The sequence below is a fragment of the Paenibacillus sp. LjRoot56 genome (genome assembly GCF_964253335.1).
GTDB lineage: Bacteria > Bacillota > Bacilli > Paenibacillales > NBRC-103111 > Paenibacillus_E > Paenibacillus_E allorhizoplanae.
The window spans coordinates 154,301-173,253 of sequence record NZ_CAXURV020000002.1 but is presented as its reverse complement, the minus strand read 5'-3'; the positions used below and the strand labels follow the sequence as shown (position 1 = coordinate 173,253).

The window sequence follows — 18,953 nt, the reverse complement described above, 5'->3', positions numbered from 1 at the left end:
TGACCTTGTTTGTTAGTTATGAATAATACCTTTAAACGTAAAGCTGTATGCGTAACTACGGTTTGCATAAAGCGTAAATTCGGGATGCGTCTTCGACATCCAACTATCGTCGCCGCCGACCCCCATCTGCCGGTAGTTCACTCGCAGCGCGACTTTGTCGCTAGGAGGCAGTTTATACATATGATCGTGCGCTTCTAGTTCGAACGGCGTATACGGCAGCGCGTTCAACTCCACGGCCCGAGCACCTTCAATCCGTAATCCAATACCATCGGCACGGGTCAGTTCTGCCCATCGAACCTCCGTTTTGTTTCCACATTCCTGAGGGCGCAGATACGGCACATATTGGTCTACTACCTTCCCCTGATAAATACCCAACCTTGCACTTTCCGCACGGTCCCAATGATTTTCATGCGGGCCCTTGCCGTACCACTTCAGGTTCTCGAAGCTGGCATCCAGCTGGAACATCATGCCGATCTCCGGAATTTCCGGAAGATTATGGCCTGGCAGCAGTTCCTCTCGAATCTGAATCCCGCCATCCCCTGCCACGACATATAATAAGTTGCAGATCGAACTACTTGTCGTTGGTAAGATATACGCTACTGTAATTTCTAGCTTATCCCCATAAGAATGAACATGCATAGCATGCAGCTTACGCTCTTGAGCGGCTTCCCTCCAAGTCGCACTGCGTTCTGGCAGCTTGTTTCCTTTATCGTTATCGATACTAGCACGCCAGAAGTTAGGCCTCGGTGCTTCTTTCATGAGCTCGACTTCTTTATATACATAGGAGGTTAAATCACCTGTCTGCTTGCTGAAAGTTACACTAAAATCTGAATTGAACGCTGTAAATGACATATCCGACTCTTCCGTATGCAATGGCATAGTATCTAGGGCTTGCACTGCATGCGTCTCAACTGGCAGCAAGAACTGTTCAAACGCCACTTCATGACCGGCAGGCGCCCACAACCTGTCTATCATCTCTACCAGTCGAACAGTCAATATGCACTCCTCTCCATTGCGTATGGAAGCAGGCAGGTGATAAGGTAGTATAATGACTTCTGTAGCCCCCGCTTCCAAAGCAAATGAAGCGTTCCCTTCCTCAATTAACATGCCGTTCTTAGCCAATTCCCACTTAAGATCATAAACGAATAAGTTCGTAAATAAATAGTTGTTGGTTACACGGATATGGCCTTGCTGCAGATCTACTTCCTCGAACTTCACATTCTGGTAACATTTTTTCACTTCATATAACTTGGGAGTTACACTGCGATCTGCGAAAATGAGACCATTCCCGCAAAAAGTACCATCGTTGGGTGTATCACCGAAATCCCCGCCGTAGGCCAGATACGAGGTACCATCAGAGGTTTTGGTGCGGATCGCTTGGTCGATCCAGTCCCAGATAAATCCACCTTGAAGAATGGGATACTTGTCAAACAACTCACAATATTTAAAGAGATTCCCATTGGAATTCCCCATCGCATGGCTGTATTCACACAAAATAAAAGGCTTCTTGGGATTAGAACGTGCATACTCTTCGACTTTGTGCGGCAGTGTATACATTTGACTCTCCATATCAGAAGCTGCATCAGATTTACGGCAGCGTGTCACACCTTCATAATGAACGAGCCGAGTCGGATCATTGGATCGGAAAAAGTCATGCATTTTAACAAAATTGTCTCCGCCCCACGATTCATTTCCTAGTGACCAAATGATGATAGACGGATGATTTTTATCCCGCTGCAGCATGGAATTAGCACGGTCTAATACATTTGCAGTCCATTCCGGTTTACTCGCAGGGACTGTCCATCCTTCCTCCTCTTGGAAATTAGACCAACTGCCGTGCGTTTCAAGATTCGTTTCGTCAATGACATACAAACCATACTCATCACACAAATCATACCAAAGCGGATGGTTCGGATAATGCGAAGTGCGGACTGCATTAATGTTATAAGCTTTCATCAGTTGAATATCGCGAACCATATCCTCATATTGAATGGTACGGCCCGTATCGCAGTTAAACTCGTGACGATTCACACCCTTGAACAAGATGCGTTTGCCATTAATCTTCATCAGCCCGTCCATCAATTCGAACCTTCGGAACCCGATGCGGCAGCTCACCACTTCAATCAAATTCTCGGAAGAATCTTTCAGCGATAAAACCAAACGATATAAATTCGGCGTCTCAGCCGTCCACTTCATTGGGTTCTCTAGCTTAGTGTGAAGCTGCAGCTCGTGCTCATTCTCACCGTTTAGCTCTACGTCAGCGAACAATGATCCTTGTACAAGATTTCCATTCTTATCGTACAAGTTGGCTTCTAGCGTGTGCCTACCTAGCTGCTCACCGAATGCATTCGTCACCATTGCCTTTATTTGCAAATGGCCATGTTTGTACTCATCATCCAAATCCGCGACAACACTGAAATCGTAAATATGAGCTTTCGGCGTGCTGTATAAATAGACATCGCGGAAGATCCCGCTCATCCGCCAGAAATCCTGGTCCTCCAACCAACTGGCATCGCACCAGCGATAGACCTCAACGGCAAGTTTGTTTTCTCCATCTTGCAAGTAAGGAGTCAAGTCAAATTCCGCAGGCGTAAACGAGTCTTCACTGTATCCGACCAGATCGCCATTCACCCAGACGTAAAAAGCTGATTCCACACCTTGGAAACTAATATAAACAGGGAGGTCCTTCCAATTTTGGGGCACCGTGAATGTTCGCACGTAGGAGCCAACGGGATTGTACATTGTCGGCGCAAAAGGGGGCTTGATATCCTCCTTGCCTTCCCACGGATATCTAACATTCGTGTACTGCGGGTAATCGTAGCCTTGAAGCTGCCAATGCGACGGAACTTGAATAGAGTCCCAGCCGGTGGTATCGTAACCCATTTCGTAGAAGTTCGTACTCCGCTTATTCGGAGTCTCAGCAAAGCTGAATTTCCACATGCCATTCAGTGAAACTGTGTATGGAGATGCGCTTCTGTCGCCTTTGAGCGCTTCATCTACCGATGCAAATGGCATTAAAGTCGCATGAGCTTTCATTCGGTTTAATTGGAAAATTTCTGGATTATTATTCCACTCGGGGTAACCATTCTTCGGATGTGTATAGGCATATTTTTGACGCATATCGCGCACCTCATTTGCTAAATTTTCACCGTGTGTACAGCTGTTTAAAATCAGATGGTGTCATTCCTGTATGTTTCTTAAACAATTCACTGAAATGCCGCCTGTCTTCGTATCCCAGAGCCTGAGCGATCTCTTGAACCTGCTTTCCTTCAAGCAGCATCGCCTTCGTCTGCTCCATCCGCTCTGTCGTTACAAATTGGGTGACGGTCATCCCTGTAACCTTCTTGAACAGATTGGCAAAATAACTGCCGCTCAAATAAACCAGTTTGGCATAATCATTGACCGTCATATTTGACGATACATTTTGACGTATATGAGCAATGACTTGCTCGACAACTTGGTTCACATCTTCAACATGGCGTTTCTGAATGAACTCACAACCCAACCTGCACAATTCCTTAATGTTCTCTTGCAGTTCCTTCAATTTATACGATGATAGATTTTTAATGTGATACTGGTAGCGTTCAATTCCTTCCATCTCGTCACGCGTTAGTTTTTCAGAGAAGACGCGGTTGATAAGAAAGGCCAACTCATCACACATTCCTTTGACTACTTCCGGAGCTGGAGGGGTTGAGGCGTGGACGGTTTCCTCAAACAGTTCATCCACAATGCTGCACGCTTTCGGCAAGTTCCCCGACCGTAAGCAGTAAAAAAGCTCCTTCTCCTTCTCGGGGGAGTAGCGAGGTAAGGTTTGATGAACTGGGCTCAAATCTCGGTAATTATAAACGGTATTTCCACCCGTATAAAAATTATAGGAGATGGCAGCGAACGCCTGGGAATAGGAGTATGAGATCTGATGAATCTCCTGCACTTCTTCCCCCAGCCCAATGGATATGGTATATCGGGAATATTTATTGACATTCTCGCGGCATTTCTCCGCAATGGCTTCTGCATGGAAAGAATCCGAAGGATTGAATATCGCTACATAGCGATTCGTATGATCTCGGAAAACAAAACCTTTGGTATGCTCCCTCAAACTTTCCTCCAAAATATTGTGAACGGTAAACCGGATGAGTTCTACCTCCTGAACAGGCAGTGTATCGGTTTGCTCCGTGAATTGATCGATTTCTGTCAGCATAACAACAAAACGCTCACGCTCAAGTCCAATATTTAAAAAATCCCAACGTTTTTGCGCTTGTTCAGGGGTCGTTCGGAATTGGAGCAGCAGCTGAAAATATTCCTGTCTCAGAAATGGCAAGCTTTCCCGAAGCTTTCTTTCCATCTCACGGTAGCGCTGAGTTTCATGAATCTCCTCTTCAATCGATTGCTTAGCCTTTAAAACGACGTCGATAATTTTTTGCGGGGTATACGGTTTTACAATATAATCGAACGCACCTAATCGAAGCGCCTCTTGGGCGTACTCAAAATCTGTATAGCCGCTTAGAAAGACGATTTTCGTTCGTGGAAACCATGCCAGAATCTGTCTCGTCATCTCCAAGCCGTCTATTTTGGGCATTCGGATATCGGTCAGAACAATATGTGGCTCCATTTGTTTGATAAGCTCAATACCCTGCTCACCATTGCTAGCTGTCCCTGCGATGCCAATACCGTATGACGCCCAATCTATTTGGTTGGCGATGCCTTGCACAACGGTTTTGATATCGTCGATTACACACATTCTAAGTTCAGTCGTCATTGCTTGATCACTCGCCTGTCAATGGGATAGTTAGTTTCACCGTGGTGGAGACATAAGGCTCGCTGCTCAGACTAATATCTGCTTCATGGCCATAGTAAAGCCGCAGTCGTCCATACACATTGCGAAGCGCGTAGCTTTTTTGTGGGGATTGCTCTCTCCGCATATCAATGTCAACGGTTGCGACATCCATGCCTTCGCCGTTATCCTCCACTTGAAGGATCAGATTATCTTCGGAACTTGAAATGGATATCTGAATTTTCCCCTTACCATCCATACTCTGAAACCCATGCAAGATGGAGTTTTCTACTAAGGGCTGTAAAATAATTTTCAAAACGGGAATATCTAGCAAGGACTCATCCTCTAACTCAATCGAATATTCAAACAAATCTTCATAGCATTTCTGCTGCAGGATTAAATATTGCCTTACGTGATCAATCTCTTTGGCTAAGGTTGTCATATCGTTTCCGCCATTTAGACCAAACTGGAACAAGAGAGACAGTGACGTAATCATCTCTGTGACATCTCTGTTTTGAGACGTTTCCGACTTCCAAATGATCGTGTTCAGTGTGTTATACAAAAAATGCGGATCAATCTGCGCTTGAAGGGCTTTTACCTCCATCTTGCGCTTTTCGTACTCGGCTTCTTTGACATCCTCAATGAGTGAAGAAATTTCCTCCAGCATTCGGTTAAACTTCAACCCGACCTGTGTCACCTCATCTTCATATTTACTGGTGAATCGTACATCAAGATGATTTTGTTCCACTTTTTTCATTAACCCTTGAAGTTTGTGCAAAGGCTTCAACAGAAAGCTCGATATGACATTGGATAGCACGAATGCCAAAACGGCGCAGCACAGCATAATCCAGAGTGTAATTGTTTTGATACGATTCACCTGATGAAGCAAATCCGACTGCGTTTGTACGCTGACCATCATCCAGTTGTCCGCCATCGTGAGCCTCGAATAATTGACTAAATACTTCTTACCTTCGATGTCATGTTTGAAAAACCCACGATCTTGATTCTGCAACTGCTCTAAAAAGGAAGAGTCACTTTGAAAGGGAGGCGTCTGGCTGCTTAACGGAAGTACCGATTCGCCGTTGCTTGATATGAGATAATAGTTTGTAGACTGATCCAACAGACCATCCGTAACAACACTGCTAATGGCATCTTCCTTCACATTAACGACAACATAGACATCACGAACATCCGCTTCGGTGACAGGCTTCATGATCAACGAAATAACTCGCGCCTTTCCTAAAAAAAGCGGATCCTCGTGATCTTTCAGCCATACGACACGTTCTGTTGTGTTCAGATACTCGGAAAATATCGTATCCTTGAAACGAATCTGTCCGTTACGAAGATCATTCGTCGCATACATTTCGCCAACAGGCGTGTAGATCAAAACAGATTGAATCGAGGGCTCAATGAGTTTCATTTGCGCTAGTGGCGTTTGCAAAGAGGATAACCGTGTATAATAAGAGGCCGAATTATTCGCAAAGACATCCTCCATGGCGTTCTTGAATGGATCACTCAGCATCATCGAGGAGGTCGAGATAATGATGTGCCTGAACTTTTCATCAAGCACACGCGCAGATTTATTTAACGTATTTTGGCTGGAAATGAACGCTTCACTTTCGGTGGATCGAAAAGCAATCCAATAGGACATGATGCCCGTCAATGCAATGGAGACAACGGTCAGCATCAAAACCGAGATCCATAACCTCCGGCGGAGCGATAGCCGATAAAACCATTGCTTCAAGGTGACTCCTCCTTCTCCGCGCAATAATAAGGAAGAGACGCGCTGCATTTAAGCCGCGCGCCCCTTACCTATTGTATCCATTTAGATGCAACCCTATTTGGCAAGGCTGCCCTGCAGTTTACCCGGATCAAAATTCGGATCCGCCTTCAACTTCGTTTCTCCCGCGGCACGCGCTTTCTCTAATGCCGTATTATAGCGAGTGGTCAAATCATTCAAAAGTTTGTCCACATCTCCGCCTTCGAGCATATATTTAATAATGACATTCCCTGTTTTCATTCCTTCAACCTTTGTTTCTGCCACGCCAGTCGGAGTCGTTGCATACAAAGCGTCGAACTTCGTAGGTAAGAAACCTTCAATACCTGGCATAGTTGGCTTTTTCGCAGAGGCATTCACATCCGGTACAATCGAGATCCCAAAGCCTTTTTCGTAATATTCCTTCTGGAAGTCCAGATTGTAGATATATTCTAAGAATTTCCATGCTTTATCTTTGTTCGGTGTATCTTTGTTGATTCCAATATAGTTACCCGTATTCGCAACAGCTACAGTTCCTGTTTGTTTCCCGTCAATCGTTGGCGGCAGTGCTGCGGTCCAGTTCACTTTTGTCGGGAATTGGCTTTGGTACACGGCAGGTTCACCGGAGTGGTTAAAGTACATGCCGATTTTTCCAGCAGCGAATTGTGCACGAAGTGGATCAATGTCGAGAGATTCAACACCAGGCAGCATGCTGCCGTCCTGCTTCATTTGTCGAAGCCCTTCTATAATAGGCTTATAAGCAGCAAAATCATACTGACCCGTTTTATAATTATAGCCATCTAACACGGACGTTCCGCTGAACGATCCAATAGGGTTGGCAATCCGTGAGAAGGCAGAGCTTGGATTTTTGAAGTTTTCGGCAAAACCGTAAGCTCCAATATCTTTGCCGGCTTCGGTAATTTTCTTGGCATCTTCAACCATTTCCTGAATCGTTCTTGGCGGTTCTGTGATTCCGGCCTTTTTGAACAGATCTACGTTATAGATTAATCTCCAATATTGCCCTGTGTTCGGAAGGGAATAGATTTTCCCATCCACCATATTGCTATCTTCAATTAGTAAATTATTATATCGTTTCTTCATATCGTCTGTCATCATATCGTTCAGCGGCAATAGATAACCTTTCTTCACAAAGCCAGGGAAATCGTTAGTCCGAAAGATGTCAGGTGCTTGTTTGCTTGCAAAAGCAATATCGACCGACTGATTAAAGTTATCAGCCATAACTGTCATTTCAACTTCAATGTTGTCTTTGTTCGTGTCATTGAACTTCTTGATAACTTCCTTCATATAATCAGCGTCATGACGATCAATCGTCCAATAGGTAAGCTTTGTCTTCGGTCCGCTTGCTGCAGGTGAAGTAGTTGCACTTGCACTATTGTTCGTAGGCTGATCCGTTTGTCCACCGCATGCTGCAAGTGAAGCTACCATTGTTACGCCAAGCAGCGTGCTCATTACGATCTTTTTACTCATGTCGTTAAACCCTCCCGTTTTCTCTTCCTGTAGTTGGATACATGCATCATGTAACTGTTTTCATGATAACCCTATATCAACACGAACCGTGAATGACAAATCAACTTTCCATGTGGGGGAAATTAACTCTTTGTCTGTTCGGGTACGGCTATCCTTTTACGCTTCCTGCCGTTACCTGGATGAACGACTTATTCGCCAAGACATACACAACTAGGATCGGCAGGAATGACAAGCATGCGCCAGCCATCATGAGATGTGCCTCAGCAGCAGCACCAATACCGTAGCGCAAATTAGCAAGACCAACGGTCAGTGTTTGTAGTTTCGGGTTCGTCATGGTGAAAACCAATGGCAAAATATATTCATTCCAAGCACCTCGGAACGTGAACAAGGCAGTAACCCCTAGTGCAGGACGCAATAACGGAAGAATAATCCGCCAGTAAACCGTAAAGAAATTACAGCCGTCGATATAGGCCGCCTCGTCAAGATCCTTTGGAATCGCCTTAAAAAAGCCGATCAGCATAAAATAGATCACCGCATGCGAGCTAATCAGGATGATGATGACACCCCAAAGTGATTTATTTAAACCAAGCTTAACCATGAGATTAAACTGCGGCATCAAAACAACAGCACCAATAGAAATAAACATCGTACTAGCTTGTAAAGAAACATACAAGCGCTTCCCAGGGAACTTCGTTCTATCCACCGCATAAGCGGACATCGTAGCAACGAGCAGCGTTCCGATCGTCACGATGATGCTTATAAAGAGGCTGTTCCACGTAAACTGGGCAAAGTTAGCCTGCTTCCAAGCCGTTGCATAGTTCGAGAACTTCCAGACAGAAGGTAACAGCGTAGCCCCGGCTGTCAACTCTGCATTCGTTTTTACAGAGCCTAACATCGCCATAATAATGGGGAATATCGTAAAAAAGGCGATTGCGATCAAAAATATCCATTTAATACTATGCCCAATAATTCGGTTGCCCAGGAAGCCACCTGATTTCATAGTTGTCATCTTGTATACCCTCCCTTTTTAATCCTGATTCAATCGTTTGGACATCCTGAAATATGCAATCGTAATTAACCCGACTATGAGTGCCGTTACGAAACCAGCAGCGCTACCGTATCCAATCTGCTGTACCGTCGGAGAAGTTGCCGAGACTGGGAAAAACAGCTTGTACACATACAGATACATGACATCGGTTTTGCCGAAAGGTCCGCCCTCGGTCATGACCATAATACTTTCATACCCTTTAAGGGAGTTAATAATAGCGAGCATAACGATCATCTGCAGGACAGGGCCGAGCATCGGAATCGTAATGTACCAAAACTTTTGTACGACATTCGCTCCATCTATGGATGCACTTTCGTATAAATCATCTGGAATCCCTTGCAATCCGGCAATGAATAGGAGCATATAGTTACCGATCGCGCCCCATATCGCCATAATAATCACGGTTATCATGGCATAATCCGGCCCCAGCCAATCGATTGATTTGGAGATTAAGCCATACTTGAGCAAGAATTGATTGAGAAGTCCGTTATACGAATTGAAAATAGTGAAAAATACGATGGCCATAACGGATGTGCTTATAATCGTCGGCATGAAATACACGGCGCGCAATAATACTTTTCCTTTTATACCCTTATTCAGAATAACAGCAAGGATGAGTGAAAGCGGCAGAACGATAATGAGTTTGCCACCCGCATAAATGAACGTGTTGTACACAGAGTGCCAATACTCCGTATCCCTAAACAATCTTGTAAAATTATCAATTCCGATGAATTTCTCTTCGCCATACCCCTGATAATCGTAAAACATATAGCGAAGCGCCCAAACTAGCGGATATATGCCTAGCGCCAAAGTTAAAAATAGACTTGGAAAAATAAAAACATAGGAATTGAAGAGGGAATTCCTTTTGCGCATCTGTCATCTTCTCCTTAAACTTAATGTAGATTAAGCATATTACAACCGCGCAGCAAGGCGGGAGTGGTAATTCAACTGTGTCCGTATGACAAATCAACTGTATTCCTCATAGGAGGATGCACGAGGAGATACGGACGAAATGCAAACAGACCCCAAAGTGATTTGGGGTCTTGTTGGCATGTAGGTTTAGTTGAAACGGATCATAAATGTCCTAATTTCATAAGGTTTCATCTGAACACTTATTCGATCAACATGCTGCTGCTCTCCTTCAGGACGTTCGAGGAGATCACATTCCTGCCAGGACACGATCTTGGCATCGCTCGAAATCTCCAACTGTCCGCTTATGCCTGCGAACTCGTGAATGCGCAAAATGACTGCGTCCTGATCCTCTGCTGCTTTAACCGCATCGATCGTGACATTGTCACAGGATAGACGGAACATGCTGAATGCAGCTTTCTCAGGCGTTCCAGACGCATACGTAAGTGGATTGTTCAGCGACCATGCGGATTGCATCGTTTTACCGTCATACCAATCTCCAGCATGCGGTAGCAGCGAATACGTGAAGTGATGCTCACCAATATCTGCCGTAGCGTCAGGAACCATCGCGGACTTGATCAACGTTAATCTCATCACATGATCTTTGATGTCATACCCATATTTACAATCATTCAGAAGGCTAACGCCATATCCTCGTTCAGACAAATCAGCCCACTGATGACCAACCGTCTCAAACCGTGCGTAGTCCCAGCTGGTATTCCAATGCGTTGGACGCTTCACGTTGCCGAATTGAATATCGTATGTCGCTTCCGTCGCCCGAATGCGCACTGGAAATGCTACTTTTAACAGTTTACGCGGCTCAAGCCAATTGACCTGTGTCTTGAAATCGATTCTGCGATTATGCGTATAGAGCACCATATCTTGGACAACAGTAGAGTCCATATAAGACCACTCAAAGCGGACGATCGCCGCCAAAGCACCCGTGTCCGTCACTTCCATGCGGGTCACACGTGTTACTTCCTGTTTTTTCTCGGTATAAAAAATGTCAATATCCCACGCCTCATGCCGACCTTTCGGCTTATCTTCAAACACTTCGAATCGGTTGCAGGTCTGCCCCTCGGCGATAATTTCCCGCTTCTCAGTCCGATCATAGAGTCGCTCAATCTGACCACTGGCATTCCATTCGATTTCGTAAAACGGGGTAATTAACCCCTGAGGCAACTTCGTGAATGGATTCTCCTTCAACTTTTGCATATACGTATCTGCTCGACCGGCTTGTCGAATCACCGTGTACCCCATTGATGGCACTTCTTCAACCTTAACCCACTGCTTCCCATCCACGAGTTGAGCCTCCAGCGGACGATTATGCGCATCCAACCAGCCCTCCCCTTGGGGCAAGCATACGATATCCGTCTGCTCCCATGGCGAACTATTAAATACCAACATTTCACTTCCCTGCTTGCCATCTGTCAAATACGATGCGGATTGTTTCCACACGTTATCACCAATAGCATGCGCCTCACTGTATTCAACCCTGCTGTCCTCGTAGACTTCACGAATCGACGAACCTGGGATAATGTCATGGAACTGGTTGCGCAAAATAATTTTCCAGCCTTCATAGAGAAGACGTGAGCTTTCGACATTCGCTGCATGTGCGCTAGCATTCAATAAGCCGCTCATGACTTGCAGCCATTCCGTTTCTCTGTATAGCAGCTCTAGCTTACGATTCATAAGCTTGTTATACGCTTGACTCGTATAGGTACCGCGGTGTAATTCCAGATACAACTCACCATCCCATGTATGTACATAGGAGTTTGAATTTGAAACCTGTTGCTGTAGCTCGGTAAAATAGTCATCAGCGCGTCCCGTCTTCACCGCGGGAATACCAGGTATTTGATCTAATCGGCGCCTCATCTCCAGCATTTCCCGATTGACACCGCCTCCACCATCGCCGAACCCGTAGGCGAGCAGTAAGGAAGAATTGAGTGCCTTATCACGATAGGCGTCCCATATGCCTTGCACCGAAGATGGCGTAACTTTCCCGTTGTACGTATAGTAGAAAGCTCCTTCGCTAGAGCCGGGATCCGGTGTCGTAATGAAATGGGTCAGTACTTCCGATCCATCAATCCCCCTCCACATAAATGTGTCGTGAGGCATGCGATTGTATTGATTCCAGCTGATTTTCGTCGTCATGAAAGATTCAATGCCGGACTTCCGCAAAATTTGCGGCAGTGCCCAGCTATAGCCAAACACATCAGGCAACCACAAGTATTTGCATTCTACACCAAATTCCTCGCGGAAAAATCGGGTTCCATATAAAAGCTGCCGCACAAGCGATTCACCAGATGCGAGGTTGCAGTCAGCCTCCAGCCACATCGCACCTCCAGCTTCCCAACGTCCTTCTTTGACACGTTCCTTGATGCGTTCATAAATTTCCGGATAATCCGACTTCATATATTCATACAGCTGTGGCTGTGTTTGTAAGAAAATGTACTCCGGGTATTGTTCCATTAAACGGAGCACGGTTGAAAAAGATCTCGCTGCTTTTTCCCTCGTATGCTTCAACTGCCAGAGCCAAGCGACGTCGATATGCGTGTGCCCTATGCATTGAACGACAACGGAATGCAGCTTCGGCATGGAGGACAGTCCCGTTTGCAATTGTTCCTGAGCCCTCGCCACGGAGTTGTAAAAAGCGTCGCTCCCTGGTCTCGACCAATCGAGCAAGAGAAAAGCTTGATCCAACATAGTCAGCAGTTCGTGCCGTTCCGGACGACGTTCATCTAACATCCGAATCGTTTCCAGCAACGCTTTGCCCGTGTAATACAGATCATCGCAAGCTTCATCCAGCCAGCATAAAGCTGCTAATTCCAACCTGCTTTCCATTACTCGCGAGCTTTGGTAACCGCCTAATCCAGACCACAAGCGGAAGCGAAGCTGCACCTCGGAACCCACAACTTCTTGGGGGAAAAATACTTCCTCATGATTCGAATCTACGCCTTGAAACGGCTCACCGTTCAAAAAAAGTAGCGATTCGAAACCACTGTTTGTCCCCTCACCAGTTTGTCCAAGCTTAAACCGGCCAAGTACCTTCTTTCCTTTCCACTCATCCGGAATAAACAAATCCGCAGCTAGCCAATAGTACACATCGCGGCCTTTCCAACGGTCTCCGATTCGAATGCTATTCCACTCACCGTCTTCGGATGGATAAGCTCCAATGACGCCATCGGCATCTAATTTGATTCGAAAAGTATCTATAACCCTTTCACCACGATAACGAAAAGGTTCTAGTTCATTAATACGCGCGTGCAACTTATCCACAGTCCAAAACATCCTGATACCCCCTTCAATCCTTTGACGTTGTTGCCGTCATATGAATTAACCATTTTCCTGAGAATGTAAAGATTCTATCTCTCAGGGATAGTTATGTGTATTTTAAAGGATAACAACCAGAAGACGTGATAGGCAAACTAATGATTCATACGGGGTAAATTCATTTTTATTTGATCCGGGATATTCATGCAACCGACATCACAACAGCATATTTTTTGAAACAACTTCGTAAATGCATAAAATAAGCCCGTGCACTCACTAAAGTACACAGGCTTATTTCGATATCACGACTTTTTGGTAAGTTGCAAGAAACGCTCCAACATGGTCGCCGCTTGCGCGCGCGTAGCCGGCACCGCTGGAGACAGTAAATCGCCATCGAGACCGTTTACTAGTCCGCTTTGCAGCGCTGCGGCCATCTCTGGTCGCGCCCATACGATGCTGCTGCTGTCTTTGAACTTCGCCAGCGCAGACTTTTCCGACTCGGCGCTTAGCGTAGTACTCGCACCAGACGCTTGCAGGGCGCGGACGAGCATCGCCGACAGCTCTTCGCGAGTAATTGGCGCACCAGGCTTGAAGTTGTGATTATCGTAGCCCGTAATCAGCTTCGCCTTCACAGCTGCGCTCACCGGAGCGGCATACCAGTCGCCGTCAGCGACGTCTTGGAAGCCGCTCGACGCTGCGGAGGTCGGCAGCTTCAGCGCACGGACCAACAAAGTGGAGAACTCGGCGCGCGTGATGCTGCGGTTCGGCGCAAACGCCAAATCATTGACACCACTAACGATTGACTCGCTAGCGAGAAGCTCTATGTCTTTTTGAGCCCAGTGGCCGATAATGTCGCCGAAGCTCGGTGCGTAAGTGCCCGGCGCTTCCAAATACAATGCTTTCAGTTCTTCAAGGTCCTGCGTAGTCACGCCTAGCGCTTTCTCAAAAAAGGCGTTGTAGGTGCCGTATTGCTTTTTGATCTCATCGAGCGAGGCTTGCAACCACTCCGACTCTACACCAAGAATGGAAGTGGCGATTTTCTTCGAATCCTCCGTTGTCATCATAGGGGCCATATACTTGAGTGTCGCCTGATTGCCGGCAGCCCGGTAGTCATTACTTAGTAAGTAGTCCTGCATAATTGTTTTCTCGTCAACCCCAAGCGCTAGCAAAATAAGCGCCGAACCCAAGCCCGTACGGTCCTTGCCTGCGGTACAGTGGTAGACGATTGCGCCGTTTGACGGATCTTTCAGCAGCTCGAACATCGTTTTGTAGGCTTGTACTTGCGGATCGCTGACCATGTTACGTTGGCCGTCTTCCATCATCGCCATCATGGAGGCGTAGTCCATTTTGAAGAGCTGAGTAATGTCCGTCGAATTACCCAAGTCCTTCATAACCGGATCCCAAACGTAGGTCATGCCTGGAATTTTCGGGTCGGGCTTCTGTGCGACTTCACCTTGAGAGCGGAAGTCGATGTCGGTGCGAATGCCGAGGTCCTGAACTATTTGCTTGTCGTTTTCAGTTAACGCCGCCAGCTCGTTCGCCCGGAACAGTTTGCCCCATTTGACGGTACGCCCATCTTCCGTGCGGTAGCCGCCTAAGTCGCGGAAGTTGTCGAGCCCTTTGACGTTGACTTTCCGCTCCGCTGTGATAACGGACATGCCGTTGCCTTCGATAAGGAAATACGTGCGGCCTTCCGGGTTCGGATCCTTCACGGCGATGGAGCTTTCTTTGACTCCTTGAGCCAAGACATGATGTTCTTTATCAAAGTTATAAGGAGATCGGCTCCAGGTAATGCGTACGTCCCCATTTTGCCCCGCACCTAATTGCCAACTCAGCTTGATCGTTCCATCTGATTGCCGTTCCGCCCCAGCGGATACGGTGATGGTTTGCTGCTGTACTGCCTCTGCTGCGTGAGCCTCGTTCCATCCTCCTGTTGTCTGAATCAGCGTCATGCCTAACACGACTACCGCTGCTTGTACTGCTATCCATTTTTTCATAAGAAGTCTCCTGTCTCCTGTTAAGTCATTGTCTCGATGCTTCAGGTATTAGATTAGAACTGTATTGTTATTGGAATATTCGACTTATGTAAACGAACTGTTAATCTTAATGTCACGTGCTGCTGCGAAATCGCCAAATCCCCCGGTATAGCGGAGCGAAACCTAGGAAAATAGCGTTCGCAGCAGGCGAGCAATTTCAATTTTTCTTCATCCACTTTATATTCAGCTTACATACATCATGCATAATAGACATTATCGACTCTACTTGAAAAGGCGGCTTGTAATGAAATGACTTCACTTGTACCCGATGCACGGAACACATCGAACCAATTAGGCTCTGCTAAGTCTTCCCTTGAAAAATTAGCCTATCAACAAATTCGCGAGAATATAATCAATGGTCATTTCCTGCCAAGCACACTGCTTTCGGAAAATGAGCTGGCCGAGCAACTCGGCATGAGCCGCACGCCAATTCGAGCAGCGATTTCCCTCTTAGAAACAGAGGGATTCGTGGAATCGATTAGAGGACGTGGTGTCTTCGTAAAGGAGATCTCGTTTCGGGAGTTTCACGACATGTTCGAATTCCTGTCCTCGATGCAGCTGTACAGCCTCGAAATCGCTGCTTTCAGGAAGCTCAGCTTTAATCTGCCTGAGCTGGAATATCTTCTTGCGAGGCAGCTGAGTGCTTCGGAAGAGGACGACTACCGCACCTATTACGAATGCGGACTTCTCTTTATTGAAACCATGCTGCTTCTTGTAAAGAATGCGAACATGCTGCAAGTTCTCGAGCAAATTAAAGGGAAATATATGTTCAAAATCATTTCTTACCGCAAGTTGCATGCCCACACGTTACCGAAACCGCAGCAATCGGTAGAATTCAATCAACGCATCTATGATGCGCTTGCAGCAGGAGATTTGGACGAAGCGAAGAGAATCATTCTAGCGCTCATCGAACAGACACGTCAGCAATTTCAGTCTTTTGGGATTTAATACAGGTCAAGGATAACGAAAAGCCTGTGCGTACCGAATCTCGGTCTCGCACAGGCTTTTCAATCGTAAATACATTAGTTTTGAACCCTTAACTTCTTCTTAATCTTTCCTGCCACTAGCTCAAGCAGGATGGCAAACGTAAGAATCAGATACGTAATTGCTCCGATTTCTCTCACATCATAATAATAGGAGCTAGCCATAAACATATCATATCCAATTCCTCCTGCACCAGCTGCAGCACCCATAGCTAACGCTACGGAAAAGTTGATTTCAAATCGCATAAACGTCCATGAAATCAAGTATGTGATCGACGAAGGCAAAACGGCTTGGAATACGATTTGAAGCCAATTCGCACCACTTGCTTTTAATGCTTCAATGACGCCTTTATCTAACTCCTCGAAGGATTCCGAATACGTCTTCACGAGATAACTGACAGAATGGAACGTCATACCAATGACCGCTGCCACACTGCCTAACCCCGCAGCAACCGCAAAAATCAATACCCATAGCACAGTTGGTACCGCTCTAATAAATGCAACTATACCTTTAACTATAACGGATAGTGTAGGATTGGATAGATTAGTGGCGGCCATTAAGCCGAGCACTAACCGAGTTCATATCGACTCGAAAGCGGTAATCTAGCTGTTTGTGGGAACTTAATTTTGTTCTATAGCGAAATGAAGGGTTATTGGTTTACTTGCATCCTTACTAATCCACTGTGCTAAGCGATAATTGCCGTTGCGATTCGGCATTAGCGAGGGAAGAACTTCAAGTTCAATGTCTTTGGATTCTGAATGTGGTTGGATTGCATATACCGCATTCGAATATTGGACGAACAGCTTATTGCCTTCGACACGGATGACCGATTCATCCGTTCCATTGGACACTAACACCGGTACGGTTACACCGACACCGGTTAATTCCGCAGCCTCCGCCACTTCTACCAACCATGACGTTGTTACTCCCTCGTTAGCGACCCGATATGATTCTGTGATCACTGCTACCCCTTCGATGCCTGGCCTTGGCAGTATATCTGCGATAGCACGCAAGAGGACTGGATGCATATTTGGATCTGGGTCACGCAAATCCATATCATTCAGCTGTTGAAGTCCAGTGGATGTATAGCGAACTTGGAAGGATAGCACATCACCAGCTTCATCTTTATTATCAACTGACGCATGCCAATGCATCTTCTCATCCTTGGTCGGCACCCCGTCCTCATTCAACGATGCAAAGGTTTCGTGATTTCTTCGGCCATAGTTGGCTAGTCTGTGCCAAGTACCGTACCCATCTCGCCATGTCAGACCAATAGCTGCCGGCGTGTGCGGGCGTGGTATGTTCTGTTTGGCCACTAAATAATTCATGTGAAGATTACCACTGAGCCCAGCTATCCCCATGGAGAGCGCGGTTTCTTCTTTCACCTCCGCTTTATGCAGCCTCACCCAACCAGTTGCATCATGCCCCATTTGCGCAGCTGTATCTATCACGAGATGATAGGCGCCTTGCCGTGGTCCAGTCGTGGCATAGATGCGATTAAAGGATTCAATCGGAACAACATATCCCCCCATATCCGCAGGCGTTGGCTTCTCGGGTATGCTTTCATCCGCACATTCATAGCAAGAAGCCGCAATTTGCGCAGCATACAAGCTGTAGGTCGAGTAATACGCATAGAACTCCCAACCGTTACGCATCTCGCTGCTGAATCGATTCTTCAACAATCGGAACTCGGCGGGATCCTCGATCCAGCGCTGAATGGATCCAAGTGCTTTTCGAGCAGCTCGTTTAAAGGTACCTGCCCACGCTAGTTCACCCGCTTGCGCATATCGCGTAGCTTCCCGTTCACAGAGATTGGCAAAGGTCAACTCATTCCAAATAATCTGGTTACTTCTGCCCCCGCAGCTAGTGCCCCCCGTGCTAGATTGCATAAATAGCATGGTTTGAGCACCTTTGCGAAGCTGAGATTCAAGAAATAGCTTCCATTCGCCGTTATATCCGGCGTCTAGTAAGCCACTAAGCTGCTGCCGCGCAGCCATGTCATAAACCGCCGGAAGATTAGGATCACGGTATAACCCTTCTGGCGTGAACCGCGTCATTTGCGGTTGTAAATATGTCTCGATAAATGCGTTCGACTCCGTCAAACCCTCGCTGAACCGCATCATTTCGCCATGCATAGCATAAGTAGCCCAGTTACGGATCGTACGAATGTCGGGGAAATTGCGGATCGTTTGGCTATACGTTAACTCAGGCTCAATTTGCGACAAATGCTTCTGCCATCTGTCACTACGCTCACGTCCTGCCATTTCCACAAGAAGCTGATATGCTCTAACCAGCATATGAGAAGTGAAATCGGCATGATCATCTGGGACTTTATTCTCGCCTAAACATTGGCTAGCCCAATCCATCGCTAGCATAATCTGATCTTGCAGATCCCTACAGCGGCCGTTTGCTACTAAAATAGCTCCGGCTTTTACAAATGCAGCCGTGGCAAATTCGTGCTCTTTCCCATCGTTAGGCTCCAAAATCCCTCCGTATTCACTTAGATAAGGAACAAATTGACGTACACGCGCTTCGGCAAAGTCCAAATATAGATCACAAGATAGTCCAGTTTCTGTGATCTCATTGTTTTTGCTGTTTTCTTTGAAAGCGTCGATATGTGGTTGAATAGGATTAGACCCAAATAATCGTTCGATATATGCTAATTCTTGTGTTGAAAACATACGCTAC

11 protein-coding genes and 1 pseudogene are annotated in these 18,953 nt (G+C 46.3%); 1 reads left to right on the top strand and 11 read right to left on the bottom strand.

Annotated elements, in window-relative coordinates; genetic code table 11:
• Positions 1 to 12: 12 nt before the first annotated feature.
• From ACSQ8O_RS13695 to ACSQ8O_RS13655, 9 genes are all read right to left on the bottom strand, one after another.
• On the bottom strand, positions 13 to 3,120 hold the full coding sequence (locus tag ACSQ8O_RS13695; RefSeq protein WP_436242111.1) for a glycoside hydrolase family 2 TIM barrel-domain containing protein: 3,108 nt from the start codon (positions 3,118 to 3,120) through the stop codon (positions 13 to 15).
• A 25-nt stretch (positions 3,121 to 3,145) separates the two neighbouring features.
• Entirely contained in the window at positions 3,146 to 4,756 is a 1,611-nt protein-coding gene (locus tag ACSQ8O_RS13690; RefSeq protein WP_436242110.1) for a response regulator, read from the bottom strand.
• Positions 4,757 to 4,763: 7 nt separating this feature from the next.
• A complete protein-coding gene (locus tag ACSQ8O_RS13685; RefSeq protein WP_436242109.1) occupies positions 4,764 to 6,515 on the bottom strand; it encodes a cache domain-containing sensor histidine kinase in 1,752 nt (583 codons plus the stop codon).
• 93 nt (positions 6,516 to 6,608) lie between these two features.
• The gene (locus ACSQ8O_RS13680; protein WP_436242108.1) at positions 6,609 to 8,015 is read right to left on the bottom strand and encodes an ABC transporter substrate-binding protein; all 1,407 of its coding nucleotides are present in this window, start codon (positions 8,013 to 8,015) and stop codon (positions 6,609 to 6,611) included.
• Between the two features lie 148 nt (positions 8,016 to 8,163).
• Positions 8,164 to 9,024, bottom strand: coding sequence for a carbohydrate ABC transporter permease (locus ACSQ8O_RS13675; RefSeq protein ID WP_436242107.1), 861 nt, complete (start codon positions 9,022 to 9,024; stop codon positions 8,164 to 8,166).
• Between the two features lie 18 nt (positions 9,025 to 9,042).
• Positions 9,043 to 9,936 (bottom strand): carbohydrate ABC transporter permease, encoded by an 894-nt coding sequence (locus ACSQ8O_RS13670; RefSeq protein WP_436242106.1) that lies wholly within the window; start codon positions 9,934 to 9,936, stop codon positions 9,043 to 9,045.
• 186 nt (positions 9,937 to 10,122) lie between these two features.
• The gene (locus ACSQ8O_RS13665) at positions 10,123 to 13,263 is read right to left on the bottom strand and encodes an alpha-mannosidase (protein ID WP_436242105.1); all 3,141 of its coding nucleotides are present in this window, start codon (positions 13,261 to 13,263) and stop codon (positions 10,123 to 10,125) included.
• A gap of 284 nt (positions 13,264 to 13,547) precedes the next feature.
• Positions 13,548 to 14,903 (bottom strand): tyrosine-protein phosphatase, encoded by a 1,356-nt coding sequence (locus ACSQ8O_RS13660; RefSeq protein ID WP_436242930.1) that lies wholly within the window; start codon positions 14,901 to 14,903, stop codon positions 13,548 to 13,550.
• A 109-nt stretch (positions 14,904 to 15,012) separates the two neighbouring features.
• Positions 15,013 to 15,171, bottom strand: a complete 159-nt coding sequence (locus ACSQ8O_RS13655) for a hypothetical protein (protein ID WP_436242970.1) — start codon at positions 15,169 to 15,171, stop codon at positions 15,013 to 15,015.
• A 359-nt stretch (positions 15,172 to 15,530) separates the two neighbouring features.
• On the opposite strand from ACSQ8O_RS13655, the gene ACSQ8O_RS13650 reads away from it, so the two are divergent.
• Complete coding sequence (locus tag ACSQ8O_RS13650) at positions 15,531 to 16,229, top strand: GntR family transcriptional regulator (protein WP_436242104.1); 699 nt, start codon at positions 15,531 to 15,533, stop codon at positions 16,227 to 16,229.
• A gap of 74 nt (positions 16,230 to 16,303) precedes the next feature.
• Here ACSQ8O_RS13650 and ACSQ8O_RS13645 read toward each other — a convergent pair.
• A pseudogene (locus ACSQ8O_RS13645) lies at positions 16,304 to 16,837 on the bottom strand (PhnE/PtxC family ABC transporter permease); the annotation flags it as partial.
• Between the two features lie 48 nt (positions 16,838 to 16,885).
• On the bottom strand, positions 16,886 to 18,946 hold the full coding sequence (locus ACSQ8O_RS13640; protein WP_436242103.1) for a hypothetical protein: 2,061 nt from the start codon (positions 18,944 to 18,946) through the stop codon (positions 16,886 to 16,888).
• Between the last annotated feature and the right edge of the window lie 7 nt (positions 18,947 to 18,953).